We start from the raw sequence: 24,538 nt of genomic DNA, 5'->3' as shown, positions 1-24,538 counted from the left end.
GATTTGCTATGGATCGGCATCTGCGCCGAATTTGGCGCCTTTATACGTGGCGCGAGGGGATTGTGCAATGCAATGTCACTTCTGCTCATTGACAGCGCTTCCGGAACCACCGTATTCGTAAGGTAACCTTACTAAAATGAGGTGCTGATGGCAGTTCCTACTCCGAGTGTCGGTGTCACCATGCTGGTCGTCGATCTGGCACGGTTGCTCCGGCGAAATTTCGAAGCGGAGTTATCCAAGGTCGATACTGGTCTGACTGCCGGAGAGGCGCGTACGTTGTTTTATGTCTGGCGCCTTCCGGGGCAAAGGCAGGCTGTTTTAGCGGATGCGATGTATGTCGAGCCGATGACCTTGGTCGGTTATCTCGACACACTCGAAAAAGCCGGGTTGATAAAACGCCGCCAGGATCCGAATGACCGCCGGGCCAAGATAATTGAGCTGACACCGTTGGCCGATCCGTTGCTCGAAAGAATCGGGACTGCCCTGCAAGAGGTGCGCTCAAAGGCGCTTGAGGACATCCCCGCCGAGCAACGGCAGATACTGGAAGCGCTGCTGCAGACGATGAAGGACAGCCTGCTGCAGGAGGTTTCCAAAGGGAAACAGAAATGACTGCCGACAGCTCGATCATGAGCGCACGACGCACTTCACTGCTTGGGGCCGGGCTCGTTGCCATCGGCCCCATTTCGATGGCGCTTTACACACCGGCCATGCCGGCCCTCGTCGAAGCCTTCGGCACCACCGACTCGGCGGTGAAACTCACGCTGACGGCCTATTTCGCCGGTTTTGCCGTCACGCAGCTCGTCTGCGGGCCGCTGACCGACGCTTTCGGACGCAAGCCGGTCACCATCGGATTCCTGATCCTCTATCTTGTCTCCAGCGTGCTGGCGACCTTCTCTCCAACCGTTGAATTCATGGTGTTTGCCCGCGCGCTTCAGGGCGTTGGCGCTGCGGTGGGTATCGCGGTTTCGCGCGCAATCGTTCGCGACCAGTTTACCGGTCAGGCGTCCGCCAAGATCATGAACACGATTGCGATGATGCTCGCCCTCGGCCCGGCGATCTCGCCCACCATCGGCGGTATCGTGCTGGAACTGTTCGGCTGGCAGGAAGTGTTCTGGTGCATGGTGATCTACGGCGCCCTGCTCATGGTCGCCGTGCTCGTCTTTCAGGTCGAAACCAATCCCAGGCCGGGCAAGCATCACCTTAATCCGCGTCAATTGACGATCAATTACCTCACCTTGCTGAAGGACCCGAGGTTCCTGGCGCCAAGTCTTCTCATCGGTTTCGGGCTCGGCAACCTTTATGCACTCGCGACCGTTCTGCCCTTCATCCTGATCTATGAAGTGGGCCTGACACCGTCGGCCTTCGGTCTGACCATGATCATCCAGTCGGGTTCATTCATCTCAGGCACCATTCTGACCGGCCGTCTGCTGCGCTTCATCGAAGCCCGCAAGCTGGTGCCCTATGGGCTTGGCATGTGGGTCGTGGCTTCGTCACTGATGTGCTACGTCACGCTGACCCATGAGCCGACAATCCTGACCGTGATGGGTCCGGTGGCGCTGTTCACATTCGCGCTGGCGCTGGTTCTGCCGGCAAGCTTTACCGAATCCATGGCTCCCTTTCCGCACATTGCCGGCTCGGCGTCTTCCATGCTCGGCTTCCTTCAGTTTGGCGGTGGTATTGTCGCCAGCCTGGCAATCGCCGCTCTTGGCGAACCGATCCTCGGCCTGGCCTACATTCTGCCGGGGATGCCCATCGTCGGCATCATTGTCTACCTGATCCTGCGCAGCCAGACCCGGCAGCCGGCGGCGGCGGAGTAGGCGCTCGGGACGTCCCTGTCGTTCTTTCTTCCGCTCCCTTCCACGTCGTTGCTGGACCTGAACCATGTCGTGACGTCGCCTCCGTCGAGGTCTTTCGGGAAAGTGGAAAAAAAACGGGCCGGTTTCCCGGCCCGTTCTTTGTCTGAAAAACTCTGATCAGGCCTTGCGGACCGGATCCAGCGTGACGGTGTGCAGTTCGACGTCGTCACGGTCCATCAGGCGGACGGTGAGCTGTTCGGTCTGGCCGTCGATGTCGACCAGGCCGAAGAACTGCAATCCCATGGACGGGGGCAGGTTGGCACCCTGTTCGGCGGTCGGAGCCTTGATGTATTTCAGTTCCGGACCGAAGGTCATGTCGAGGTCGTTCGGGCCGAAGGTGCCTGCATGGATCGGGCCGGAGACAAATTCCCAGAAGGGCTTGAAGTCCTGGAACTGGGCCTTGTCCGGATTGTAGTAGTGCGCGGCCGTGTAATGCACGTCAGCCGTCAACCAGACGATGTTGTCGATATCGGCTGTCTTGATGAAGCGCAGCAGATCGGCAAATTCCAGTTCGCGGCCTTTCGGAGCACCATGATCGCCATTGGCGACGGCTTCGGCACCCGCCTGGTCTTTCCAGTTGTCCCAGACGATCAGGCCGATGGGCATGTCGCAGGCAATGACCTTCCAGGTGGCGTTGGAATTCAGAAGTTCACGCTTCAACCAGGCAAGCTGCTCGGCACCAAGGATGCGCGACGCCGGCGTCATGCTGTCTTCCATCGAAGCGCCGTTCGGGCCGCGATAGGAGCGCAGGTCCAGGAAGAAGACGTCCAGCAGCGGACCGTAAGCGATCTTGCGGTAGACGCGGCCGGGTTCAGCCGGTGTATAGCGGATCGGGGTCAGTTCGTGGAAAGACCGGCCGGCACGGGCGGCCAACAGGTGGATGTTCTTTTCGCTGTAACGGTCGTCGGACAGGAGATCCTTGGACGAAGACCAGTTGTTGACGACCTCATGGTCGTCCCACTGGAAGAAGGTCGGGACTTCCGCGTTGAATGCCTTGAGGTTCTCGTCCAGAAGATTGTATTTCCACTGGCCGCGATATTCTTCGAGCGTTTCGGCAACCTTGGATTTTTCTTCCGTGACGATGTTCTTCCAGACGGTGCCGTCCTTTAGCTCGACGGTCTCCTTCACCGGGCCATCTGCATAAATCGTGTCGCCGGAATGGATGAAGAAGTCCGGCTGATGCTTTGCCATGGTGGCATAGGTTTTCATGCCGCCACGGTCGGTATCGATCCCCCAGCCCTGGCCGGCAGTGTCGCCCGACCAGGCGAAGCGGATGTTGCGGCGGGAAGCGGGAGCCGTGCGGAAGCGGCCGGTCATCGGCTCGGACACCGCATTGACGTCGTTCAGGTCGGCAAAGGCGACGCGGTAGAAGATGTCCTGATCGGACGGAAGGTTTTCAAGCAGCCGTTTGACGGCGAAATCCGAATCGGGAAGCGCGTTGATCGGGGCGAGCCGGCGCGGCGTTTCGAAACTGTCGGTGGTGTCGATCTCCACCAGCATTTGCGCCGGACGGTCCGAGCGGGCCCAGATCATGCCGGAATTGGCATCAACGTCGCCGGATTGCAGGCCGTGGGTGATCTGCGGGCGCGAGGCGGCGCGCGATAGCCCCGGCATGGCCAGCGGCGAAGCCATCACGAGACCGGTGGCGACCGATGATTTCAGGAAATTGCGTCGAGAAACAGTTGAAGACATTTTCAAGCTCCGTGGCTGGGGACCGCTGTGGCGCGTCCCTTGGCGAAACATCAGGTGCTGAAGCTCCGTGACAGACGAATGTCCGTTCCAAGACCGTTTCCCGAATTTTTGATGACAGCGTGCATGGAGCGCAGGGAATCCGCCACAGAACGATTGAACCTCCAAATTGCTTCCAAATCCTGATCGTCCACAGCATAGGGACGGGGTCAAGCACGGGGACGTCGCATTGGTGCCGCTTGACCGTCGGTGTCAGACGGGCCAAACACGTGCCTGACCGTCAAAAGGACGCCATGATGCCGACCCCGACAGCCTACGAGCCGCCGCGTTTCGACGCCGGACACCAACGCCCCCATGTGATGGGGATCCTGAACGTGACCCCGGATTCCTTTTCCGATGGTGGACGCCACGCCAATGCGGATGCCGCCTTGAAGCGCGCGCAGGAAATGATTCTGGAAGGGGCCGATATTCTGGATGTCGGCGGCGAAAGCACGCGGCCGGGTTCGGAGCCGGTGCCGCTGGATCTGGAATGGTCGCGGCTCGATCCGATCCTGGATCAGGTAATCGCCATGGGGACGCCGGTTTCCATCGACACCTACAAGGCGGAGATCGCGCGCCGCGCCTGTGCGGCAGGGGCACTCATCGTCAATGATGTGTGGGGCCTGCAGAAGGACCCGGCCATGGCGGACGTCGTTGCCGAGGCCGGCGTCCATGTAGTTATGATGCATAACCGTCTTGCCGCCGACGCCGGACTGGACATTCTGTCGGACATTGACCGGTTCTTCGAAACCTCGATGGACCTTGCGGAAAAGGCCGGGATCGCGCGGGACAAGCAGATCCTTGATCCGGGCTTTGGTTTCGGCAAGACAATCAATCAGAATTTCACTGTGCTGAACCGCTTCGAAACACTGCAGAAACATGGCCTGCCGCTGTTGGCCGGTGCGTCGCGCAAGCGCATGATCGGCGCTGTTCTGGAAGCGGAGACGGAAGACCGGCTGTTCGGCTCCGTCGCCGTTCACATGACGGCGATGCTGAAAGGCGCTGCCATCGTGCGGACGCATGACGTAAGTCCACATGCCGATTGCGCGCGTATGATCGAGGCAACCCGCCTGGAACGGAACCCTGTCGAATGAATGCTGAAAGTGCGATGGCCGATGCCCCGACCCGCTGTGCGCTCGGGCTTGGATCCAACCTTGGAGATCCGAAGGCCAATCTGGACGAAGCCATCCGCCGCCTGGAGGCGACACCCGGCATCATGCTGGTGTCCCGCTCCTCCGACTACAGGACGCCGCCCTGGGGACCTGTGCCGCAGGATGATTTCCGCAATTGCTGCGTCGTAATCGATACCAGCCTGAGCCCGCAGGCCTTGTTGCAGCGGTGCCTGGACATCGAGGCCGAACTGGGTCGGGTGCGCGATGTGCGCTGGGGACCGCGGACGCTGGATATCGATGTTCTGATCTATGGCCTGCAAAGGGTTGCCGAAAACAACCTCGAAATCCCGCACCCGCGCATGGGCGACCGCGCCTTCGTTCTGATCCCGCTCGCCGAAATCTGGCCCGACGCCCCCCTCGGCGATGGCCGCACCGCGATGGAGGCACTGGAAAGCTGTCCGGATCAGGAGGGGGTGGTGAGGCTGGACGGGTGAAGGGTTTTCAGGAGAGAACGCTGCTAGAAAATCCCGTAACTTAATAATTTTTTTAGTCCTGCTGCGCAAAGTCACCGGATCCTTTTTACTTGGGGTTTGGCGTGCCTGATTTTCCCGGTCGACTGAACTTGTGTCTTCTTTTTTCTGCTGCAATTTTGGATGTCTTGCTGATATTCTATCTCCAGGCTGAGATAGTCTGGTGGTCATTAGCGCCAATGCTTTTTACCGCGCTAGCTGCCATCGGTGTTTTGCGCTATCTGCGGGCGAGGCAGGCTGTTCTGCAGTTTTCTGACGAGTTGATGTGTCGGTTCGACGTGGGCCTCAAAGGCATTGCTTTTATCCTCATCTGCTTGCTCACACTTCGGATCTACAATCACTTGACCATGGGAATCGTTCTTCCGCTGGCCGATAATTTGCTCGACGGGTGGGACAACGCAATTGGCCTGAGTTGGCTTTCCTATTTTCACTTCGTTCAAGACAAAACTGTTTTGAAAAACGTACTTCAGTTTGCATACATTTCCTTCGATGCGGTGTGTTTCCTGAGTTTTCTCGTGATGGCCGGTATGGGACTATTACTGCGGGTAAGGTTCTTCTGCGAAGTCTTCTTGATTACCTCCTTGATCGCGATTTCAATCGGGTTTCTGTTTCCGGCAGAGGGGGCTGTCGTTCAGCACTTTGGACACTTGGATGCTTTGCCGGGTTTCAGCGAGGTGCCGGGCGTCTTCTTTGTAGAGCATCTGAATGCTCTGCGTTCAGGTGGTCCGCCTAATGTTAATTTGCTCTCGGTTCCGGGACTGGTGACATTTCCATCTTTCCACACAGCGGGTGGTGTGCTGCTCGCGATCGGTTTCCTGAAGACGCGTCTTTTCTGGCCGGTCTCACTATATTCAGCTGCAATGATTGCTGCGACACCGGTTTTCGGTGGTCATTATTTTGTCGACCAGATTGCCGGCGTCGTTCTGGCTCTTGTCGTCTGTACAGTTGTCGCCAGTCTACCGCGCTACAAAGTGATGTTTCGTAAGCCAGTTACGGCAAATATCGGGTTTTCTGACAAGGACTCTATTTCTCTCGCCCGGCGGTAGTCTACTCCGTAGAGCTGGGTGGAATTGCAGTTCCTTTGAGGTTCTGCATCAGGATGGGAACATTACCGACCGGTGCGTTTATGAAAAAGTTCAGGCAATTCTATTTAAGGGCATTGCATTCCGATGAATTGGCGCGCGCCTTTGGCGGGCCCTTTTTCGTCGCGATCCTGATTTCGACCTCTCTCCTCATAGCGGGTACATGGATTAGAGCCGAGGGAGGTATGCTAGATTTCTCAGCTAACTTGGCCCATGCCCCGCATGAGGATTTCGCAGCCTTTTATCGGGGAGGAGAGATGGCGGCCCAAGGAGAGGCAGCCGAGGTCTATGATTATAGACTGTTTGCGAAAGGTCTTTCCCAGGAAAATCAATCGTTACTGTTTCTAAATCCGCCTCAAGCCCTAGTTTTCTTTGAGCCTCTGGCCAGCCTAAGTTATCCGACTGCTCGCGGTCTGGTTTTCGCTGCAAATGCCCTTTGTCTGTTCCTGACGATCTACATGATTGGGCTCAGGGCAGCGTTCTGGCCATACGTTTTCATTCTGACTTCAGCGGGGGCATTTTATGCTTTGCAGCTGATGCAGATCTCTCCAATCGCGATGTTTCTACTGGTTTTTGCGTTACTCTACAGTGGTTCGAGACCCATCTTGAGCGGTCTCGCGCTCTGCATTCTTACGATAAAGCCTCAATACGGACTTCTCGTTCCAGTATATCTACTTTCTACGAGGGATTGGCGCACATTTGCTGTAGCCTCCGTCGGAACTCTCGCTCTAATCGGAGCGTCCGTCGGACTATATGGAGTCGTTGCCTGGCAGGCGTTTTGGGCATCATTGAGCGGAGGAGTGCATTCCGTACAGTTTCAGATGCCTCAGAACATGATCGTTACCGTCGGACAGAGTCTCGGAAAATTGGGTGCAGGTGACGGACTGAGGTTTGGTGCTCAAATTATCAGCCTTTTCGTGGCAGGTCTGTTTGTTTACGCCGCCGCACGCCATTGGAATAGGCAGCTTGCTGCGGCGATGTCGCTTCTGGCAATGTGCGTGGCAGCGCCGTCGTTCCTTTTTTACGATTGGCTCATGTATGCTGCCGCACTGCTCCTGTTGCTCAGAACTGCGCCCGAGTGGCCGGTTTCGCTTCAGATAATTGCAGGACTTCTGTGGTCGGCGCCTGTTTTGCACGACGTCCTGAATTCTTATGATGCAAGCGGAGCATTTTTATTTTCAAGCTTAATGCCAGCTCTTGGGCTTGCAGTTCTTATACATGCAAGTGTCACATTTTTCGGTGAGAAATCCCCGGGTGCGCCTATTACGGTTCGCGATGGCGCTTGAAACCGCAGTTACTTCGAAAGTCCGACAAAACTCTCCATGTGAAACCCGGCTGTCGCCTGGCTTTGACGGTGCTGCTGGCCGAAGGGGCAGGCCCGTCTTGCCAGGCAGCCGGACCAGCAATCGAGATCGCGGCTGGCCGCCAGATGGTCGCGGCAGTCAGTCACCTCGTAGCCTTCGTGCACCGTAACGGCACCGACCGGGCAAACCGTGAGGCAAGGTGCATCGGTGCAGGTCGGGCAGGGACCATCCGCGTCGGCCGCTTCCGGACCGGTATAGACCTCAACGCTCAGAAACGCAGCGCGGAAACCACTCCAGGGCCCGTAGTCGTGATGCGCCAGAACGCCGAGGGGGCTTTGGGAGAAGCCACCGCATTTCATCGCCCATTGCTGGAAGGGGTAATAGGGCGGGCCTTCGAAGGGAAACACCGGTTCGTAGCTGGATGCCTCGGCAATCTCCAGGAGTGCGCGCCGCGTGTAGCGGTCAAGCGGGTCCGCTTGGCCGCTCCTGTATTCCGGGCTGGCTGTCAGCGCCGGCCAGATTGATGGTCCGGTGCTTCCGATCAGCAGAAGGCTTCGGGCCTGCTTGCCGCCGGCAAGAGGCGGAACGGCAACTGAGCCGTCCGTGGCAAAGCCGCCGAGCAACAAAAAACCGGCGGCAGCGAGGTCCTGTTCGAGGTTTGCTGCCGCCGGTCTGTTCATGTCAGAGATCTCAGCCGATCCGGTTGCGCTTGGCGAGGGTGCGCAGGCGCAGGGCGTTCAGCTTGATGAAGCCGGCAGCGTCCTTCTGGTCATAGGCACCCTGGTCGTCCTCGAAGGTGACCAGCTCTTCGGAATAGAGCGAATAGGGCGAGGACCGGCCGACGAGTATGACGTTGCCTTTGTAAAGCTTCAGCTTCACGGAGCCGGTGACATGCTCCTGGCTCTTGTCGATCAGGGCCTGCAGCATTTCGCGCTCCGGCGAGAACCAGAAGCCGTTGTAGATCAGCTCGGCATAGCGCGGCATCAGCTCGTCCTTCAGGTGCGATGCACCGCGGTCGAGCGTGATGGATTCCATGGCACGGTGCGCCGTCAGGAGGATGGTGCCGCCTGGCGTTTCGTAGATACCGCGGCTCTTCATGCCGACGAAGCGGTTCTCGACCATGTCGAGACGGCCGATGCCGTTGTCGCGGCCATAGTCGTTGAGTTTGGCGAAGAGCGTTGCCGGAGACATCTTCTCGCCGTTGAGGGAAACGGCGTCGCCCTTCTCAAAACCGATCTCGATGTAGGTGACTTCGTCCGGTGCTTCGGTCGGGTCCACCGTGCGCTGGAACACGTAGTTCGGCGCTTCCTCGGCCGGGTCTTCCAGCACTTTGCCTTCCGAAGAGGAGTGCAGCATGTTGGCGTCGACGGAGAACGGGGCTTCGCCGCGCTTGTCTTTTGGAACCGGGATCTGGTGCTGTTCGGCGAATTCCAGAAGGTCGGTCCGGGACTTGAAGGTCCAGTCGCGCCAGGGGGCGATCACCTTGATATCCGGGTTCAACGCATAGGCGGAGAGTTCAAAGCGAACCTGGTCGTTGCCCTTGCCGGTCGCGCCGTGCGCAATGGCGTCGGCGCCGGTTTCCTCGGCGATCTCGATCAGGCGTTTGGAGATCAGCGGGCGGGCGATGGAGGTGCCGAGCAGGTAAACGCCTTCATAGACAGCATTGGCGCGGAACATCGGGAAGACGAAGTCACGGATGAATTCCTCGCGCAGGTCGTCGATGTAGATTTCCTTGATGCCGAGCATTTCGGCTTTCTTGCGCGCCGGCTCCAGTTCCTCGCCCTGGCCGAGATCGGCAGTGAATGTCACCACTTCGCAGCCCAGTTCGGTCTGCAGCCATTTCAGGATGATGGAGGTGTCGAGGCCGCCGGAATAGGCCAGCACGACTTTTTTGATGTCACCATGCGCCATTTTGGGAAAAATCCAGTTCGCTGTTCCTGGCGGTTGCCCGCCGATGAAAATTTGCGGCAATTTAGCCGGTTCTCTGGACGGCGCAAGCCCCGCGATGCACTCATTTCGTCGCGTTCCGCTCTCGGCGGTTCGAAGTGCCATATTGGAGATTTGCGGCGGGGGCCCTTACTGCGCCGCCACCGTTTGCGCGGTTGCCCTGGCGCCATATCGGGCAAGGAACATGTCGACGCTTTCCTCGATGATCCGCTCCATCTCGGGACGGGTGGTTACCCGGCCGCTGTGGATGTTCGGATAGAAGGAGCGGGCCTTGATCAGGCCGAGAAACTGGGTGGCCGCCAGGGACGGGTCGTCGGCGGTGAGCTTGCCTTCACGGGTGGCGCGATCCATGAACTCGGTAAAGACGGAGAGCTTGGTCATGCGGCTGTCCATATCGGCTGCAAGCGCCGGGTCGCGGATCGTTTCGCTCATGACCATGCGGGCCAGGCTCATGAAGCACGGGTTGACCATGAGCTCGCCTTCCGCCCAGCCAAGGCGCACCAGGGCATCGCGAATGGGCGTGGCCGGGTCGTAGGAAACTTCAAGCGCCGAGTTGATCTGGTCGGCAAGGCACTGGTTGATCTCCTTGAAAAGCACGTCCTTGCTTTCAAAGTGATTGTAGACAGTGCGCTTGGAAACCTGGGCTCGCTCGGAGATCCGGTCCATGCTGGCTCCGGCATAGCCTTTTTCCTGAAACTCCGCGATTGCAGCCTCGACGATCTGCTTCTTTTTCTGATCCGATACGGACATTACCTACTCATATCTACCCCGTTGCGTTCTGTCGGTTGACAGGCCCCCCGCCTCTTTAATCCCAAAATTCGTGCCCTATGTAAACTCTGGCGTTTACAGATGTACAGTTACGAACTAAACTGCACGGTGTAGTTTACATCCTTTAGCCAGAATTGGCCAGCCAAAGGAGACGCCTCCTCATGTCAGTGACATTAAAAATCAACGGGGAAACGCGCACGCTCGACGCGGATCCCGAAAGCCCTCTGCTATGGGCTTTGCGAGACGAGCTGGGAATGACGGGGACGAAGTTCGGTTGTGGCATTGCCTCTTGCGGTGCCTGCACGGTTCACTGGGACGGGGTCCCGATCCGCTCCTGCCAGACATTCATCGGTGACCTTGAAGGCGCCGAAATCACCACCATCGAAGGTATCGACGGCAAGGCGGCTGCCGCTGTCCAGGCTGCCTGGAACGAGCTGGACGTGCCGCAATGCGGTTATTGCCAGTCCGGCCAGATCATGGCCGCGACGGCCCTGCTTGCCGAAACGCCCAAGCCGACCGACGAGGACATCGACGTCGCCATGGACGGCAACGTGTGCCGTTGTGCCACCTACGCCCGGATACGCAAGGCCATCCACCTTGCTTCAGACAAGATGGAGGCCTGAGCCATGCTGCATCTCCTGCAACAACCGCTGAAAGCCGCAATGCCGACCCGGCGCAGCTTCCTGAAGATGTCTGCCGGTGCCGTCGGCGGTCTCGTGCTTGCCATGAACCTGCCGCGTTCGGTCGCTTCTGCTGCCGAAGGCGAGTTCATCCAGCCGTTCGTTCACATCCGTCCGGACAATACGGTCGTGGTCCTGTCCAAGCACTTCGACATGGGGCAGGGCACGGCCAGTGGTCTGTGCAGTCTGGTCGCCGACGAACTCGACGCTTCCTGGGAGCAGGTTACTGTCGAATTCGCGCCGTCCAATCCGCAGGTCTATGCCAACTCGATGTTCGGCGTGCAGGGCACTGGCGGTTCCACGGCCATGGCAAACTCGTTCATGCAGTACCGTCAGGCCGGTGCCGCGGCAAAGGCAATGATTGTTGCCGCTGCGGCAAAGGAATGGGGTGTGCCGGCCGGTGAAATCACCGTGTCGGGCGGCGTCGTTTCCCATGGTTCGGACAAGTCCGCGACCCTTGGTGAGCTGGCGGGTCTTGCCGCAAACGAGGACGTTCCGGCAGACCCTGTGCTGAAGACACCGGACCAGTGGGTCTATATCGGCAAGTCCTTCCCGCGTCTTGACGTCAAGAACAAGACCATGGGAGCGCCGAAGACCTATACGATGGATTTCCAGCGCGACGATCTGCTGGTTGCCGTCGTTGCCCGCTCGCCGCGCTTTGGCGGCAAGGTGAAGTCGTTCGACGCCACCGAAGCCAAGAAGGTGCCGGGTGTCGTCAATGTGCTGCAGATCCCGAACGGGGTCGCGGTGATTGCAAAGTCGACCTGGCCGGCGATCAAGGGCCGGTCCCTGCTTGAGATCGAGTGGGACGACGCCGAGGCCGAGACCCGGTCCAGCGATGCGATGATCGCAGACCTCAAGGACATGACCACCAAACCGGGCGTGAAGGTTCGCGAGGACGGAGACGTCGACGCGGCGCTTGAAGCTTCGTCCAGGGTCATCGAAGCGGAATACGACTTCCCGTTCCTGGCCCATGGCGCCATGGAGCCGCTGGACATCGCCATGATGTTCGACGGTGAAACAGCGGAATTCTGGTTCGCTTCCCAGATCCCGACCATCGATCACAACGTGGCGGCCACCGTGCTCGGCATTCCGTTCGAGAAGGTGAAGATCAACACGCTGTGGGCCGGCGGATCCTTCGGGCGCCGGGCCCAGGCCGATGCGCATCCGGTCGTGGAAATCACCACGCTGGCCAAGGCGATGCAGGCTGCCGGCATGGCGCCGGCTCCGGTGAAGATCGTCTGGACGCGTGAGGACGACATGGCGGGCGGTTACTACCGTCCGATGTCGGCCCATCGGCTGCGGGTCGGGCTTGACGAGCAAGGCAACGTGACGGCGTTCAAGTACAACATCGCCGCCAAGTCCATCGTCAAGGGAACGCCTTTCGAAGCCATGCTCATGAAGGATGGTGTCGACCACAACATGACAGAAGGCGCGCATGACACCACTTATGCGTTTCCGCTCATGAACATGGACCAGTCCTTCCAGGAAACGAAGGTGCCGGTTCTGTGGTGGCGCTCGGTCGGTCACACCCATACGGCCTATGTCATGGAAACCATGATCGACCGTCTTGCCAAGGAGGCGGGGAAGGATCCGGTTGCCTATCGTCTCGAGATGATCAAGGACGATCCGCGCAAGGTGGGTGTGTTGAAGCTGGCTGCCGAAAAGGCCGGGTGGGACACTCCGCTGCCGGAAGGGCGTCATCGCGGCGTCGCCGTGCACAAGTCCTTCGGCTCCTATGTGGCGGAAGTGGCGGAAATCTCCTTCCGGGAAGATGGCACGGTGAAGGTGGAAAAGGTAACGGCAGCAGTCGATTGCGGCACGCCGATCAACCCGGACAATATCCGGGCGCAGGTCGAGGGCGGCATCGGCTACGGTCTCGGCGCGATCCTTCGCAACCAGGTGACGCTGGTTGACGGCGTGGTCGAAGAAACCAACTTCGACACCTACGAGCCGATCCGCATGTCCGACATGCCGGAGGTCGAGGTGCACATCGTTCCTTCGAACGAGGCGCCGACCGGGATTGGCGAACCCGGCACTCCGCCGATCGGTCCGGCCGTCGCCAACGCGATTGCCGCCGCCAAGGGCGAATGGGCAACCAGCCTGCCGCTGGCAAAGGCAGGCCTGGTCTGAGCCTTTGAGACGGCTCACGAGAAAGGCCGCCTGCGGGCGGCCTTTTTTCAGGTTGCCGTGAGGTTTTCTGATCAGACAAAAACGGCGGCTCCAGGGAGCCGCCGTTTTTCGTTCAGCAAATAATGTTGTCTCAGGAGGCTGCCAGAGCCTCACGGTCCTTCTTGCGCATGCGCTCGGACGCCGATTTCAGCTGGCCGCAGGCGGCGAAGATATCGCGGCCGCGCGGCGTGCGGATCGGAGAGGCATAGCCGGCCCGGTTGACGATGTCGGCAAATTCCTCGATCCGCTCCCAGTCGGAGCATTCGTAATCGGTGCCCGGCCACGGGTTGAAGGGAATCAGGTTGATCTTGGCCGGAATGCCCTTGAGCAGGCGCACAAGCTCAAGCGCGTCCTTGTTGCTGTCGTTGACGTCCTTCAGCATCACATATTCGAACGTGATGCGCTTGGCGTTGGACAGGCCCGGATACTGCCGACAGGCGTCCAGCAGTTCCTTGATGTTCCATTTCTTGTTGATCGGCACCAGCACGTCGCGCAACTCGTCGCGGACCGCGTGGAGGGAGATGGCCAGCATGCAGCCGATCTCTTCACCGGTGCGGAAGATTTCCGGCACGACGCCCGAGGTCGACAGGGTGATGCGGCGCTTGGAAAGCGACAGCCCGTCGCCATCGGATGCGATCAGCAGCGCCTTCTTGACGTTGTCGAAATTGTAGAGCGGCTCGCCCATGCCCATCATGACGATGTTGGTGACCAGCCGGCCTTCGGACGGCACGATGGCGCCCTGAGGGGTGTCCGCATGCGGGAAATCGCCCAGCCGGTCACGGGCAATCAGGATCTGCGACAGAATTTCTTCAGCTGTCAGGTTGCGGACCATCTTCTGGGTGCCCGTGTGGCAGAAGGTGCAGGTCAGCGTGCAGCCGACCTGGGAAGAAACGCACAGCGTGCCGCGGCCTTCTTCGGGAATATAGACGGTTTCGACCTCGACCGGGCGGCCGGCGCCACGTGCCGGAAAGCGGAACAGCCATTTGCGGGTGCCGTCAACGGAGATCTGCTCGGACACGATTTCCGGGCGGGCAATCGTGAAAGCCTCGTCCAGCTTCTGGCGCAGGTCCTTGGCGATGTTCGTCATCTGCGCAAAATCGGACACGCCGCGCACATAAAGCCAGTGCCACAGCTGGGAGGCGCGCATGCGCCACTGTTTCTGCGGCACGCCAATGGTGCCGAGCGCTTCGCCCAGTTCTTCGCGCGACAGGCCGATCAGCGTCGGCTTGTCCTCGCCGGGCAGAAGGGCGCCGGCTGCGGCTGAAACGGTTTGCGCGTTCGGATTATCCCGAGCGATGTCGAGCGTAATTGCCATGTCGTGATCCGTAATCTCGTCCGGCAAGGTCGTTGAGCGTCTTGTTACAAGACGGCGCTGTCGCCGGGTGCCTGTCTTGCAGGTCTGAATTCAAGCGCACCTAACACCACAAAAAGGGCCGAAAATCAAGTTTCTCGACGTGCAGGGGAGCTATGCAGACGTGTTTTGGCCAAACAGCAACGGCCCGGAAAGGCCAAGGAGCCCGTCCGGGGTAAAACCGAATTTGAAAGGAAACCACCTGCCGGCTTCGGCTTTTCGCCCTGCAATTGCAGGGGAAAGCCGGAGAAGCCAACGCCTGAACGCGTTAGCGGCAGGCAGCGGTGGAATCGTCGATCGCGGCAGTGACGCCGGACAGAGAGAACTTGTAGGTGGTCCGGGTCCCGCGGCTGGATTCGCCGGACACCGTCATTTCCCGGCCAGCCCTCATGGCAGCGACCAGTTGCGCTTCGGTTGCAGCGTTTTCGACCCAGGCCCCGTCTTTGTTGGTAAAGAGCGTGAAGCCCTTGCCATCAATATCGACGCTGACCGAGGATTTGTCCTTGAAAGGATAACCGACCAGCAAGCTCGGCTCGGACGAAACGCCTTCCGCCGGGCGGGTGGTCACGAAAAAGAATACATCCCCGTGGTTACGATCTCCGGGAAGCAACGTGGTCGGTTTGGTGAGCGCATAGCACACCTTGCCGCCGCCGCTGGTCAACGCATAGGCTGCCCAGTCCTTGTGCTGCTTCAGAAGTGTCGGGGTTTGCGCGAAAGCCGCTGCACTCGAAACGGCAAGACCTGCGATGGCCAGAACCAGCGATTTTGCTTTCATCATCTCCACACCGTTGGATTTGAGTTTCCGTCAAATTTAGTTCAACTGCCGTCTGACATATAAACCTTGCTTTAATGATAACTTAAAGCGGGTTACGAAAGGGTTGAAGCTCGGCAATTGTTTTTCTGTTTTCGGTGCGTGCACCAATCTTATCGCTTTGCGTTTAAAGGCGGCAACAGTGTGGCAGACCTGCTTGACCCCCCTTTCGAATTATGCCGAACCTGCTAAAGAAGATGGATCGGCAGGGGGATTGTTTGTCTTTGACGCAGGTGCAGTATTTTTCCGATCTCATTGTCAAAGTGGCGAAAGACCGGGACAGGGCGGCTTTTATCGAGCTGTTCGATCACTTTGCGCCGCGCCTGAAGGGCTATCTGATGAAGCAGGGAGCCGATGAGGCTCTGGCGGAGGAAGTTGCCCAGGACGTCATGATGACGTTGTGGCGCAAGGCGGATTTGTTCGATCCGAAAAAATCAAATGCAAGCACCTGGCTGTTCCGTGTCGCCCGTAACCGGCGGATAGACAGGATTCGCCGTCAGAAGTCCGCCGCGCTCGATCCGGAGGACCCCTCCCTGCAGCCGACGCCTCTGCCGGACATCGCCGAGGAAATGGATGCAAGGCTGCGGGAAAACCGGGTGCGTGCCGCTTTGTCGCAGTTGCCTGAAGAACAGCGGAATGTCGTTCGCCTGGCTTTTTTCGCAGGTCAGTCTCACAGCGAAATTGCCGAAAATACCGGATTGCCACTCGGGACGGTCAAATCGCGCATCAGGCTTGCCTTTGGCCGGTTGCGACAGCTTCTGGAGACCGACTCGTCCGTAGATGTGGACTGATCCAGTCCGGGACGGCCGCTTTTCCGAGATTTTGAAGATCCGATAATCCGGGTCTGCCGACTCAGGTTCCCGGAACCTTGCGGCCCGTGCGCATCACCGGACCGCCGCTGACATGCTTCGGGCGTTCGATTTTCGGGCCTCCAGCCGTGATGGAGCGATCCGCGTAGCGGCCGAGGGCTCTGTGACGGTCGTACATCACGATTGCGCCGGCCATGGCAACATTGATGCAGAATTTGGTCGGGATCTTCACCACATGGTCGCAGCGCTCCAGCATCTGCGGTGAAAGCGAGCCGCGCTCGGGGCCCAGCACATAGGCGGCCTGAAGCGGGTGACCGAAGCTCGGCAATTCGATCGATTCGTCCGTCAACTCGATGCCGACAAGCTGGCATCCCCTGGGCAGGTCCATAGTGTCGACGCTGTCCCAGGTGAAGACCGGCAGGTGTCCGGGGCTTTTCGAAGTGTCGGAGGGCGGCGCCTTGCGCAGTTTGTGGTCGGCATCCACCGTGAAGAAGAAATTGGCGCCGAACGCATGCGCGGAGCGCATCAAGGTGCCAAGGTTCATCCGTTTCGAGAGGCCCTCGGCCCCGATTGCAAAATATCCGCGCATCAGTTCGTCCGTTTTCGATTTGGCTGCCTCATAGCCGACTTTCGCCAGAGCTGAAAGTTTTCAGCTTATCCGGAAAGCCAATTCCCGCTTCTTGCATGGCTTGCTAACGTCCTGGCCAATGCAGCGCGACCGGCGCTTTGCCATTCAAACGCATGAGGATGCCGTGAAAGCCTGTCTTTGCAAAACCTTCGGTCCGCCCTCCGGTCTGGTTGTCGAAGAGATTGCCGATCCCGTTGCCGGACCGGGTGAGGTCGTGGTGCGGGTGAAGGCCTGCGCGCTCAATTTCTTCGATACGCTGATCATCAGGGGCAAGTACCAGTACAAGCCGGAAATGCCGTTTTCGCCTAGCGCCGAATTTGCCGGTGTGGTCGAGACGGTCGGAGAAGGCGTTGCCGGGGTTGCTGCCGGCGACAGGGTCATGGGCTACATACGCTGGGGCGCCGCGCGGGAAAAAGTGGCGGTTGCCGCTACTGATCTTGTCGCGCTGCCGGATGATATTTCCTTTGAAGTCGCAGCGGGTCTGACAGTGACCTACGGCACCACGCTACATGCCTATCGCGACCGTGCCGGATTGAAACCGGACGAAACGGTTGCCGTTCTGGGCGCATCGGGCGGTGTCGGTCAGGCAGCGGTGGAAATTGCCGCGATCATGGGAGCGAAGGTGATCGCCTGCGCCTCATCGGAGGAAAAACTCGCCTTCGCCCGCTCGCTCGGTGCGCATATGACAGTCGATTATTCGGTTCAGCCGCTCAAGGAAACCCTGAAGGAGCTGACCGGCGGCAAGGGCGTTGACGTGGTTTACGATCCGGTCGGTGGGGAGCTGTCGGAACAGGCGATCCGGGCAACCGCCTGGGAGGGACGGTTTCTGGTGATCGGTTTTGCCGCGGGGGACATTCCGAAGATCCCGCTCAATATCGTCATGCTGAAGGGTTGCGACATTCGCGGCGTCTTCTGGGGTGCCGCGCTCGACAGAGACCCGGCAGGACATCGCCGCAACATGAAGGAGCTTCTGACCTGGGTTGGCGAGGGCAAGCTGAAGCCGCACATCCACGGGGTCTACAAGCTGGAAGAAACCGCTCAGGCGCTGGAGGAAATCGCCGCGCGCCGGGTGCAGGGCAAGGTGATTGTGACGCCTTGAGGCGTGCGTTGCGCCTGATCGATGGCGCGGGGTCTTTCCGGGTTTAGGCAGTTCGGGTGCGGGTTTTCGGGCATGTGGCCCATCCTTCGAGACGGACCTTGCGGTCCTCCTCAGGATGAGGCTCTGGTTTTGGCAAATCCGGGAACATGCAACAAAGATGACCTCATCCTGAGGAAGCGCGAAGCGCTGTCTCGAAGGATGGGCCACGTGCTCAGACTGCCCTCAGATCGCAAATTCCGCGATCACCGGTGCGTGGTCCGACGGCTTTTCCCAGCCGCGCGCGGCGCGCAGCACCGTGGTGCCCTTGACGTGCGGGGCGAGGGGCTGGGACACCCAGACATGGTCGAGGCGGCGGCCCTTGTCGGCGGCGGACCAGTCCTTGGCGCGGTAGCTCCACCAAGTGTAGAGCTTTTCGTCCAGCGGTGTGAACTGGCGCATCGCGTCCAGCCAGCCACCTGCCTCCCGCACCTGCTCGAACAGTTCCGTTTCGACCGGGGTGTGCGAGACGACCTTCAGCAGCTTCTTGTGAGACCAGACGTCGTGCTCGTAAGGAGCGACGTTGAGGTCACCGACCAGAATGGCGGGCTTTGAGGTTTCCTCGCCTTTCAGCCATCCCAGCATCTCGTTCATGAAGTCGAGTTTGTGGCCGAATTTCGGGTTGATCGTGCGGTCCGGCTCGTCGCCGCCTGCCGGCACATAGAAATTATGCAGACGGATGCTGGAGCCGTTGAAGGGCACGTCCACCGCTACATGCCGGCTGTCGCCGACCTGACAGAAATCACGCTTTTCGATGTTGCTCAGGGGGAGCCTGGAGAGCGTCGCGACGCCGTGGTAGCCCTTCTGGCCGTGGATGGCCATGTGCTGGTACCCGGCCTTGCGGAAGGCGTTTTCCGGGAAGTTTGCGTCCGGGCACTTGGTTTCCTGCAGGCAGATCACGTCCGGTGCGACTTCGTCGATCAGCTGTTCCACAATCGGCATGCGCAGGCGCACGGAATTGATGTTCCAGGTGACGAGTTTGATCCGGTCTGTCATGGGAAATTTGCCAAGGCTTGTTGCGGGATTTGCCAAGTCATACGGATTTGGCCGCCGAGTGCAAACGATTTCAGGTTTCCGGATCGTCCGTCCCGGCCTTGCCGGTTTCGCCGGCCCGTTTCAGCGCGAGTTGGGTCGCGGCGGGACCGAGCAATTCGAACACGATTGTCGATCCGATGGCGACGGTCAGGATTTCATCCCGGAAACGGGGCAGCACTTCAGCGGCGACCAGCGCCATGCCGAGCGCGACGCCTGCCTGGGGTAGCAGGGACAGGCCGAAGAGATAACTTCGGTCGGTTCCAGCGCCGCTGGTGAGCTTGCCGCCGAGCCAGCCCCCGGCAAGGCGTCCGACAAGCCGCAGCAGAACGTAGGCAGCCCCAAGAAGGCCCAGCTTCAACAGAAGTTCCGGCTGCAGCGCCGCTCCGGCGAGCACGAAAAAGAAGATCATGAAGGGCCATTCGATGTGTTCGATTTCATAGAACGGCCGGGTATGGTGACGCCCGGTGTTGACCACCATGGCACCGCAGGCGATGCCCGCGAGCAGGAACGACAGGTCGAGCCAGAGCGCCAGACCTGCAGTCAGGAACACGATGCCAAGCGCCTCGGCAAGGGTTGGGTCGCCCGGCTGCAGACGGCCCGACAGATAGCCCGCAGGAAGCCCGACGACGGCCCCAAGCAGCAGTGATCCGACGATCTCCCATACGGCGTGCAGCAACGCGCCTGAGCCGTCACCGCCCAGGAGGGCCTGCGCGCCCATGAGGCAGAAGGCGAACACCAGAATGCCCCAGATGTCGTCGAGAGCGACGATGCCGGACAAAATGGTCGTGAAAGGCCCCTTGGCGCGGTACTGGCGGATAACGTCACTGGTGGCGGCGGGGTCTGTCGCCGTGGCCAATGCGGCCAGAATCAGTGCCAGCTCCAGCGGAAAGCCGAGCAGGGCGAGGCCTGCAAAGACAATGACCGCCGTGGAAACAACCGCGGAGGCCGAGACGACCGTGACGGCTTTGCCGCTGTTCTGCAGATGAACCCTGGAGAGTTTGCCGCCAAGAACGAAGGCAACCATCGACAGGGCCAGAACGGTCAGGGTCTCGTAAAGCTGCGTCAGGTTTTCGGGCAGGAGATCCAGAAAGGCCGGGCCTGCGGCCAGTCCGCACAGTATCAGCAGGGTGACACGGGGCATCTGCGTCCTGTGGCCGATTTCGTCGGACAGCATGCCGAGCAGCAAAAGGACGCCAATGGCGATCAGAGTGGTCGCAATTTCCATGCTCATAGATTGGGCGAAGCGGGCCGGATGTCTTTGATCCGCCGCAATCCCGCCCTATTCGGATTGCCAGCACGATAACAGATACGTGTTTATGCGGAGAAATCGTGAATTCGTCTACGCTCCGTTAGGAAATCCCGGGCATTTTGTGCGGTGACTTAAAGCCTTTCTTAACCCTGCCGAGGACGCTGTGCTGGCAATCGCGAAATCGTTTTGTTCCATTTTCGGGTTCATCTTTTTAAGCTCGTGTGCAGCTTACGACTTTCCGGATCCAACACCAGAAGACTACGCCGTGCACGGCATTGACGTGTCGCGCTGGCAAGGCGATATCGACTGGGCGGCGGCCAAGCAGGGCGGTGTCGCCTTTGCCTGGATCAAGGCGACGGAAGGGGGCGATCACGTCGACCCGCGCTTTGTCGACAACTGGGTGGCTGCGCGCCAGGCGGGCATGCCGCGCGGGGCCTACCACTTCTATTATTTCTGCCGTCCGGTCGAAGAACAGATTTCCTGGGTGAAGGAAATCGTTCCCGTTGATCCGCAAGCCCTGCCGCTCGTGCTCGACATGGAATGGAACGCCCACTCCAAGACTTGCCGGGAACGGCCGGAACGTCCGCAAATCCTGCGGGACATGAAGATTTTCCTCGACGAAATGGAAAAGCACTACGGCAAGCGCCCGGTGATCTATTCCTCCGTCGACTTCCACCGCGACAGGCTGGTCGGTGCGCTCAAGAACGAGCAGTTCTGGTTGCGCTCGGTCGCCAGTTTCCCAAACAACATCTATGAACAGCGGGATGACTGGGTGTTCTGGCAATATACGGCCGAGGGCCGGGTGCCAGGCGTCAAGGGCGATGTCGACCGTAACGCGTTTTTCGGCACCAAATCGCAATATCGCGACTGGCTCAACGGCAAGCTGAAACGCTGACGGCTGTCCGGGCGGGCTTGGGTCAGCGCACCTTGATCTGGTGCGTCACGTCCTTGCCGTTGCTGACCGTGACCAGGGTGAATCCGATCAACTTGCACAGATCGAGGAAGTTCAGCTCCTGCGGCTGCTTCGACTGTGCGAACAATTCGGTCGTTCGGGCCATCGAGGTGAGCGAGGCAAGCAGGGCCCGCAGCCTGAACAGCGTGTCGTAGCGCTCGTCGCCTGTTGCGACGATGATCAGCTTTTCCAGGTCGGTGCCTTTTGCGAACAAATGATATCCGGGCGGATACCCCAGCTTGGCGTTCTGGGAGGCGAGGCCGCTGACGAAGGCTGCACGCGACCGTTTGCCCGTGTCCGGAGCAAGCTCAAGCGCCGACACATAAACCTCCTGGGTCTGGGCTTCCGGATAATAATAACCGGCATGGGCATCGAAGGCGGCAGCCGGGAGCGTCGTCGCGGCAAGCCATAGAGCCGTTAGCACCATGGCAGGCGCAACAGGTTGAATTCTTTTCATTTCTCAAAGCCCCCCGGCTGTTTGTGCCTCTATCAAGCCTGAAACGCCGGTCCAACGCAAATCGGACGCAAGCTGGACACAAGGTGGAGCGGGCACGATTTGGCGTGAGAAGGATGCGAGATGCCTGCAGCGCTATACTTTTGCCATGATGCTAGCCGCTTCTTGACAGCGTCGGGGCGCAGAACTTTGGAGTTTCGAACATGTTGATCCGCTTTTCGCTGGCGCTGGCCGCGATCGTGATGATGGCGCTGCCGGCGAGCGCCCAGTCACGGCCGGCAATTGCCTTTACGACGGCCAATCTCAACATGCGTGCAGGGCCTGGAACCAATTATCCCGTGATGGCCACCGTGCCGCGCGGAGGCGGCGTTACCATTTTCGGGTGTACGGCCGACTTCGGCTGGTGCGATGCCGCCTTTACCAACGTCAAGGGATGGGTTTCGGGCAAGTATCTCAGCTATGGCGGCGATGGCATCTATTACGGCCGGCCGATCCCCAGCGCGGGGATCAACCTGGGTGTGCAGCGCTACTATCGGGATTACCCGATCTATGTGGAAGGGCCTGCTTATCGGGGTGGGCCGGTCTACAAGGGCGATCCGCCCTATGATCCCCCGTATGCGCCGCCGGTCGAGCCAGGCCCCGTCTATGCACCGGGTCCGGTTTATGACGCGCCGCCCGTCGTGGTCGCGCCGCCGCAGCCAGTTATCATTCGGCCGTACTGGGATTCCTACCCCGGCTACCCGCAGCGGTATTTCGAACACCGCGTTTATTGAGGTCAGTCGTTACTGCGCCGGTTTCGGCGCCGCCATAACCAGCGACCAGAACACCTTGTGCTTGGCATTGGGCGCATAAGCTGTCGCGATGCCGAGCCGGGTGGCGTCCTTTGTCAGCAGAACCTGATTGTGCTTGGGGCTTTCCCGCCAGCCCGAAAACGCCTCGGCGAAGGTTCTGTAGCCGGCGCTGACGTTTTCGGCAGCAGCCGTTTTCGGCTCGCCAATGGAAGCCATGCGGGTTGCCAGCTGCTGGTTCGGGGCAAGCGAGGCCTGCACGTTTCCGGCTGCTGCCATGGCATCTGCCTGTGACTTGGCAATCGAGCTCAGTTGCGGATCTGCAATCACCGGCGACAGTCCGTTGTTGATCCGGTACTGCGAGATCATCTGCGCGGCCGTTGCCGCATCCACCACACCGTCGACACGCGCCATGTCCTCGTAGAAGGGCGGCGTCTGCATGCGATCTCCCATGCAGGCCGCGACCGAGAGCAGCAGCGCACCGGCGAGGGCGAGTTTGAGGGATCGATGGACCATCGGTTTATCAGCCACGCTGTTGAAGCTCCCGCACAGGATCAATGAGGACTAGTGAGGCACATGATTCGCCCCGCTTGGGAAGGTGATGTGACGACACTTGAGCAGAATTGCGGCGCGTGTCCTTTGAAACCGGTGCACAAGCCGGTCTGCGGTGCCGATGAGGGCGGGACGGAAAACTCTCCGGAAGGCATCGCCAAGTTGTTTCGGTGAGTTTGCGACATCCGACATTTTTCGGTTCAGGCAGCCAAATCACTCGCCGTCTGGACCTGTTTTCCCAGCCGGGCTTTGAGTTAGCCGAAATCGCAGCCTTCAATCTGCCTGAGCGTAAAAAAAGAATCCATATGTATTACTTCCTACTTAGAACTTACATTACTCTATTAGAAAAAGTCATTAACTCCATATTCAGGAAATTTCTGAAATATTATAGTAGAAATCGCTGCATTGTTAGAAATAACTATGCCTATACTAAAGATACCTAAAGTAGAAATCGATTTCAGAACAACTGAGGGGTAAAAGGACATGCTCAAAGGGACTACATTGGCGGTGGGAATTGCCGCATTTTCAATCTCCGCCGCATTCGGGCAGACCTGGGAGGTCGACAAGTGGACACCCGCGTATGATTTCTCGAATTCGCCAGAAGATGCCAGTTATTCCGCGGTCGAGAAGGCTTCCAAAAAGTGGAACCTTTGCGTCATTTTTCCGCATCTGAAAGACCCCTATTGGGTCGCAACAAACTACGGTGTTGTTGCCCATGCGCAGAAAATTGGCGTGGCTGTCGATCTTTTCGAGGCAGGGGGATATCCCAATCTTGAAAAGCAGAAGCAGCAGGTGGCGGACTGTGCTGATGGAAACTACGACGCAATTCTGCTGGGTACCGTATCGCACGATCAGATGACACCAACAGTCGTCGAAGCTTCCAAGAAGAAGCCTGTTTTTGCGACTGTAAACGCGATTTTGCCCGACGGAATATCAGGGATGGCCGCGGTCGATTGGCGCGATATGGGCCGCTCGGCCGGCCGGTATTTTTCCGAAACTTATCCCACGGGATCGGATTCCCCAAAAGTCGCTTGGTTGCCCGGGCCGGAAAGCGCAGGCTGGGTAAAGTTCACAGATGAGGGCTTCCGGGAAGTCGTCAAGGACTCTTCCATTGACCTGGTTGCCGTCAAGTACGGCGATACCGGCAAGGACATTCAACAAAAGCTTGTTGAAGACGTTCTCGAAGAACATCCTGATGTGAACTATATCGCCGGAAACGCGGTCGCCATTGAAGTTGCGATGAGTGTGTTGCGGCAGAAGGGTCTGCAGGACCAGGTGAAACTGGTCTCCGATTACTTCACCCCAGCCATTTATCGCGGAATTCGCCGCGGCTTGATCTCAAGCGCGCCGACTGACAGCGCGGCGTTGCAGGGGATGATTTCGGTCGATCAGGCCGTTCGGTTCCTTGAAGGTTCCGTACAGGCTGACCACGTTGGTCCCGCGATTTTCAACGTCAACAAAGATAATGTGAAATCTTTCGCGCTGGATGAATCGCTCGCCCCCTCCGACTTCAAGCCGACTTTCAAAGTCGACTGAGCGGACACAAAAACAAAGGAGCGTGACGCACGCTCCTTTTCCATACATTTTGGGGGTGA

The 24,538-nt window shown here is 59.1% G+C and carries 24 protein-coding genes; 13 read left to right on the top strand and 11 right to left on the bottom strand.

Translation table 11 applies throughout. The features are described 5' to 3' along the window. Nucleotides 1-180 precede the first annotated feature (180 nt). Together V1T76_RS12390 and V1T76_RS12385 are read left to right on the top strand one after the other, a co-directional pair. Nucleotides 181-609, top strand: coding sequence for a MarR family winged helix-turn-helix transcriptional regulator (locus V1T76_RS12390; RefSeq protein ID WP_330560970.1), 429 nt, complete (start codon nucleotides 181-183; stop codon nucleotides 607-609). Next, nucleotides 606-1,817, top strand: a complete 1,212-nt coding sequence (locus tag V1T76_RS12385) for a multidrug effflux MFS transporter (protein WP_330560969.1) — start codon at nucleotides 606-608, stop codon at nucleotides 1,815-1,817. The genes V1T76_RS12390 and V1T76_RS12385 overlap by 4 nt, the downstream gene beginning before the upstream one ends. Nucleotides 1,818-1,973: 156 nt before the next feature. On the opposite strand, the gene V1T76_RS12380 is transcribed toward V1T76_RS12385, so the two are convergent. Further along, a complete protein-coding gene (locus V1T76_RS12380; RefSeq protein WP_330560968.1) occupies nucleotides 1,974-3,548 on the bottom strand; it encodes an alkaline phosphatase D family protein in 1,575 nt (524 codons plus the stop codon). 293 nt (nucleotides 3,549-3,841) lie between these two features. On the opposite strand from V1T76_RS12380, the gene folP reads away from it, so the two are divergent. The 4 genes from folP (at nucleotide 3,842) to V1T76_RS12360 (ending at nucleotide 7,594) form a co-directional block, all read left to right on the top strand. Continuing rightward, a complete protein-coding gene (gene folP, locus V1T76_RS12375) occupies nucleotides 3,842-4,678 on the top strand; it encodes a dihydropteroate synthase (protein ID WP_330561439.1) in 837 nt (278 codons plus the stop codon). Further along, nucleotides 4,675-5,190: a 2-amino-4-hydroxy-6-hydroxymethyldihydropteridine diphosphokinase gene (gene folK / locus V1T76_RS12370; protein WP_330560967.1), complete on the top strand. Its 516-nt coding sequence runs from the start codon at nucleotides 4,675-4,677 to the stop codon at nucleotides 5,188-5,190. The genes folP and folK overlap by 4 nt, the downstream gene beginning before the upstream one ends. A gap of 101 nt (nucleotides 5,191-5,291) precedes the next feature. After that, a complete protein-coding gene (locus V1T76_RS12365; RefSeq protein ID WP_330560966.1) occupies nucleotides 5,292-6,272 on the top strand; it encodes a phosphatase PAP2 family protein in 981 nt (326 codons plus the stop codon). Nucleotides 6,273-6,352: 80 nt separating this feature from the next. Next, nucleotides 6,353-7,594, top strand: coding sequence for a glycosyltransferase family 87 protein (locus tag V1T76_RS12360; RefSeq protein WP_330560965.1), 1,242 nt, complete (start codon nucleotides 6,353-6,355; stop codon nucleotides 7,592-7,594). An 8-nt stretch (nucleotides 7,595-7,602) separates the two neighbouring features. Here the strand turns inward: V1T76_RS12360 and V1T76_RS12355 are convergent, their stop codons facing one another. The 3 genes from V1T76_RS12355 to V1T76_RS12345 all read right to left on the bottom strand — a co-directional run bounded on the left by V1T76_RS12355 (nucleotide 7,603) and on the right by V1T76_RS12345 (nucleotide 10,309). After that, nucleotides 7,603-8,292 carry a hypothetical protein gene (locus V1T76_RS12355; RefSeq protein ID WP_330560964.1) on the bottom strand — a complete coding sequence of 230 codons (690 nt, stop codon included), beginning with the start codon at nucleotides 8,290-8,292 and terminating at the stop codon, nucleotides 7,603-7,605. 10 nt (nucleotides 8,293-8,302) lie between these two features. Next, nucleotides 8,303-9,523, bottom strand: coding sequence for an argininosuccinate synthase (locus V1T76_RS12350; protein ID WP_330560963.1), 1,221 nt, complete (start codon nucleotides 9,521-9,523; stop codon nucleotides 8,303-8,305). 165 nt (nucleotides 9,524-9,688) lie between these two features. Then, on the bottom strand, nucleotides 9,689-10,309 hold the full coding sequence (locus V1T76_RS12345) for a TetR/AcrR family transcriptional regulator (RefSeq protein ID WP_330560962.1): 621 nt from the start codon (nucleotides 10,307-10,309) through the stop codon (nucleotides 9,689-9,691). Nucleotides 10,310-10,488: 179 nt separating this feature from the next. On the opposite strand from V1T76_RS12345, the gene V1T76_RS12340 reads away from it, so the two are divergent. Then, on the top strand, nucleotides 10,489-10,950 hold the full coding sequence (locus tag V1T76_RS12340) for a (2Fe-2S)-binding protein (RefSeq protein ID WP_330560961.1): 462 nt from the start codon (nucleotides 10,489-10,491) through the stop codon (nucleotides 10,948-10,950). Between the two features lie 3 nt (nucleotides 10,951-10,953). After that, nucleotides 10,954-13,140: a xanthine dehydrogenase family protein molybdopterin-binding subunit gene (locus V1T76_RS12335; RefSeq protein WP_330560960.1), complete on the top strand. Its 2,187-nt coding sequence runs from the start codon at nucleotides 10,954-10,956 to the stop codon at nucleotides 13,138-13,140. Between the two features lie 130 nt (nucleotides 13,141-13,270). Here V1T76_RS12335 and rlmN read toward each other — a convergent pair whose 3' ends face one another. Both rlmN and V1T76_RS12325 read right to left on the bottom strand, forming a co-directional pair. Then, entirely contained in the window at nucleotides 13,271-14,494 is a 1,224-nt protein-coding gene (gene rlmN, locus V1T76_RS12330; RefSeq protein ID WP_330560959.1) for a 23S rRNA (adenine(2503)-C(2))-methyltransferase RlmN, read from the bottom strand. 304 nt (nucleotides 14,495-14,798) lie between these two features. Then, a complete protein-coding gene (locus V1T76_RS12325; RefSeq protein WP_330560958.1) occupies nucleotides 14,799-15,308 on the bottom strand; it encodes an invasion associated locus B family protein in 510 nt (169 codons plus the stop codon). Nucleotides 15,309-15,559: 251 nt separating this feature from the next. On the opposite strand from V1T76_RS12325, the gene V1T76_RS12320 reads away from it, so the two are divergent. Next, complete coding sequence (locus tag V1T76_RS12320; protein WP_330560957.1) at nucleotides 15,560-16,132, top strand: sigma-70 family RNA polymerase sigma factor; 573 nt, start codon at nucleotides 15,560-15,562, stop codon at nucleotides 16,130-16,132. Nucleotides 16,133-16,193: 61 nt separating this feature from the next. Here the strand turns inward: V1T76_RS12320 and V1T76_RS12315 are convergent, their stop codons facing one another. Then, nucleotides 16,194-16,739: an RNA methyltransferase gene (locus V1T76_RS12315; protein WP_330560956.1), complete on the bottom strand. Its 546-nt coding sequence runs from the start codon at nucleotides 16,737-16,739 to the stop codon at nucleotides 16,194-16,196. A 163-nt stretch (nucleotides 16,740-16,902) separates the two neighbouring features. On the opposite strand from V1T76_RS12315, the gene V1T76_RS12310 reads away from it, so the two are divergent. After that, nucleotides 16,903-17,877, top strand: a complete 975-nt coding sequence (locus tag V1T76_RS12310; RefSeq protein WP_330560955.1) for an NADPH:quinone oxidoreductase family protein — start codon at nucleotides 16,903-16,905, stop codon at nucleotides 17,875-17,877. Between the two features lie 222 nt (nucleotides 17,878-18,099). Here the strand turns inward: V1T76_RS12310 and xth are convergent, their stop codons facing one another. Together xth and V1T76_RS12300 are read right to left on the bottom strand one after the other, a co-directional pair. Next, nucleotides 18,100-18,909: an exodeoxyribonuclease III gene (gene xth, locus V1T76_RS12305; RefSeq protein WP_330560954.1), complete on the bottom strand. Its 810-nt coding sequence runs from the start codon at nucleotides 18,907-18,909 to the stop codon at nucleotides 18,100-18,102. A gap of 70 nt (nucleotides 18,910-18,979) precedes the next feature. Continuing rightward, nucleotides 18,980-20,179: a cation:proton antiporter gene (locus tag V1T76_RS12300; protein ID WP_330560953.1), complete on the bottom strand. Its 1,200-nt coding sequence runs from the start codon at nucleotides 20,177-20,179 to the stop codon at nucleotides 18,980-18,982. A 181-nt stretch (nucleotides 20,180-20,360) separates the two neighbouring features. On the opposite strand from V1T76_RS12300, the gene V1T76_RS12295 reads away from it, so the two are divergent. Beyond that, on the top strand, nucleotides 20,361-21,092 hold the full coding sequence (locus tag V1T76_RS12295; RefSeq protein WP_330560952.1) for a glycoside hydrolase family 25 protein: 732 nt from the start codon (nucleotides 20,361-20,363) through the stop codon (nucleotides 21,090-21,092). 22 nt (nucleotides 21,093-21,114) lie between these two features. On the opposite strand, the gene V1T76_RS12290 is transcribed toward V1T76_RS12295, so the two are convergent. Then, nucleotides 21,115-21,606 (bottom strand): hypothetical protein, encoded by a 492-nt coding sequence (locus V1T76_RS12290; protein WP_330560951.1) that lies wholly within the window; start codon nucleotides 21,604-21,606, stop codon nucleotides 21,115-21,117. Nucleotides 21,607-21,806: 200 nt separating this feature from the next. Here V1T76_RS12290 and V1T76_RS12285 point away from each other — a divergent pair, with 200 nt between their 5' ends. Then, nucleotides 21,807-22,376, top strand: coding sequence for an SH3 domain-containing protein (locus V1T76_RS12285; protein WP_330560950.1), 570 nt, complete (start codon nucleotides 21,807-21,809; stop codon nucleotides 22,374-22,376). A gap of 9 nt (nucleotides 22,377-22,385) precedes the next feature. Here the strand turns inward: V1T76_RS12285 and V1T76_RS12280 are convergent, their stop codons facing one another. Next, the gene (locus V1T76_RS12280; RefSeq protein WP_442970117.1) at nucleotides 22,386-22,922 is read right to left on the bottom strand and encodes a CAP domain-containing protein; all 537 of its coding nucleotides are present in this window, start codon (nucleotides 22,920-22,922) and stop codon (nucleotides 22,386-22,388) included. A gap of 504 nt (nucleotides 22,923-23,426) precedes the next feature. Here V1T76_RS12280 and torT point away from each other — a divergent pair. Continuing rightward, nucleotides 23,427-24,479 carry a TMAO reductase system periplasmic protein TorT gene (gene torT / locus V1T76_RS12275; protein WP_330560949.1) on the top strand — a complete coding sequence of 351 codons (1,053 nt, stop codon included), beginning with the start codon at nucleotides 23,427-23,429 and terminating at the stop codon, nucleotides 24,477-24,479. The last annotated feature ends 59 nt before the right edge of the window (nucleotides 24,480-24,538 follow it).

The organism is Roseibium sp. FZY0029, assembly GCF_036350355.1.
Lineage (GTDB): Bacteria > Pseudomonadota > Alphaproteobacteria > Rhizobiales > Stappiaceae > Roseibium.
Note: the sequence above shows the minus strand (reverse complement) of the source record. Positions and strands in the feature narration are given on the sequence as shown.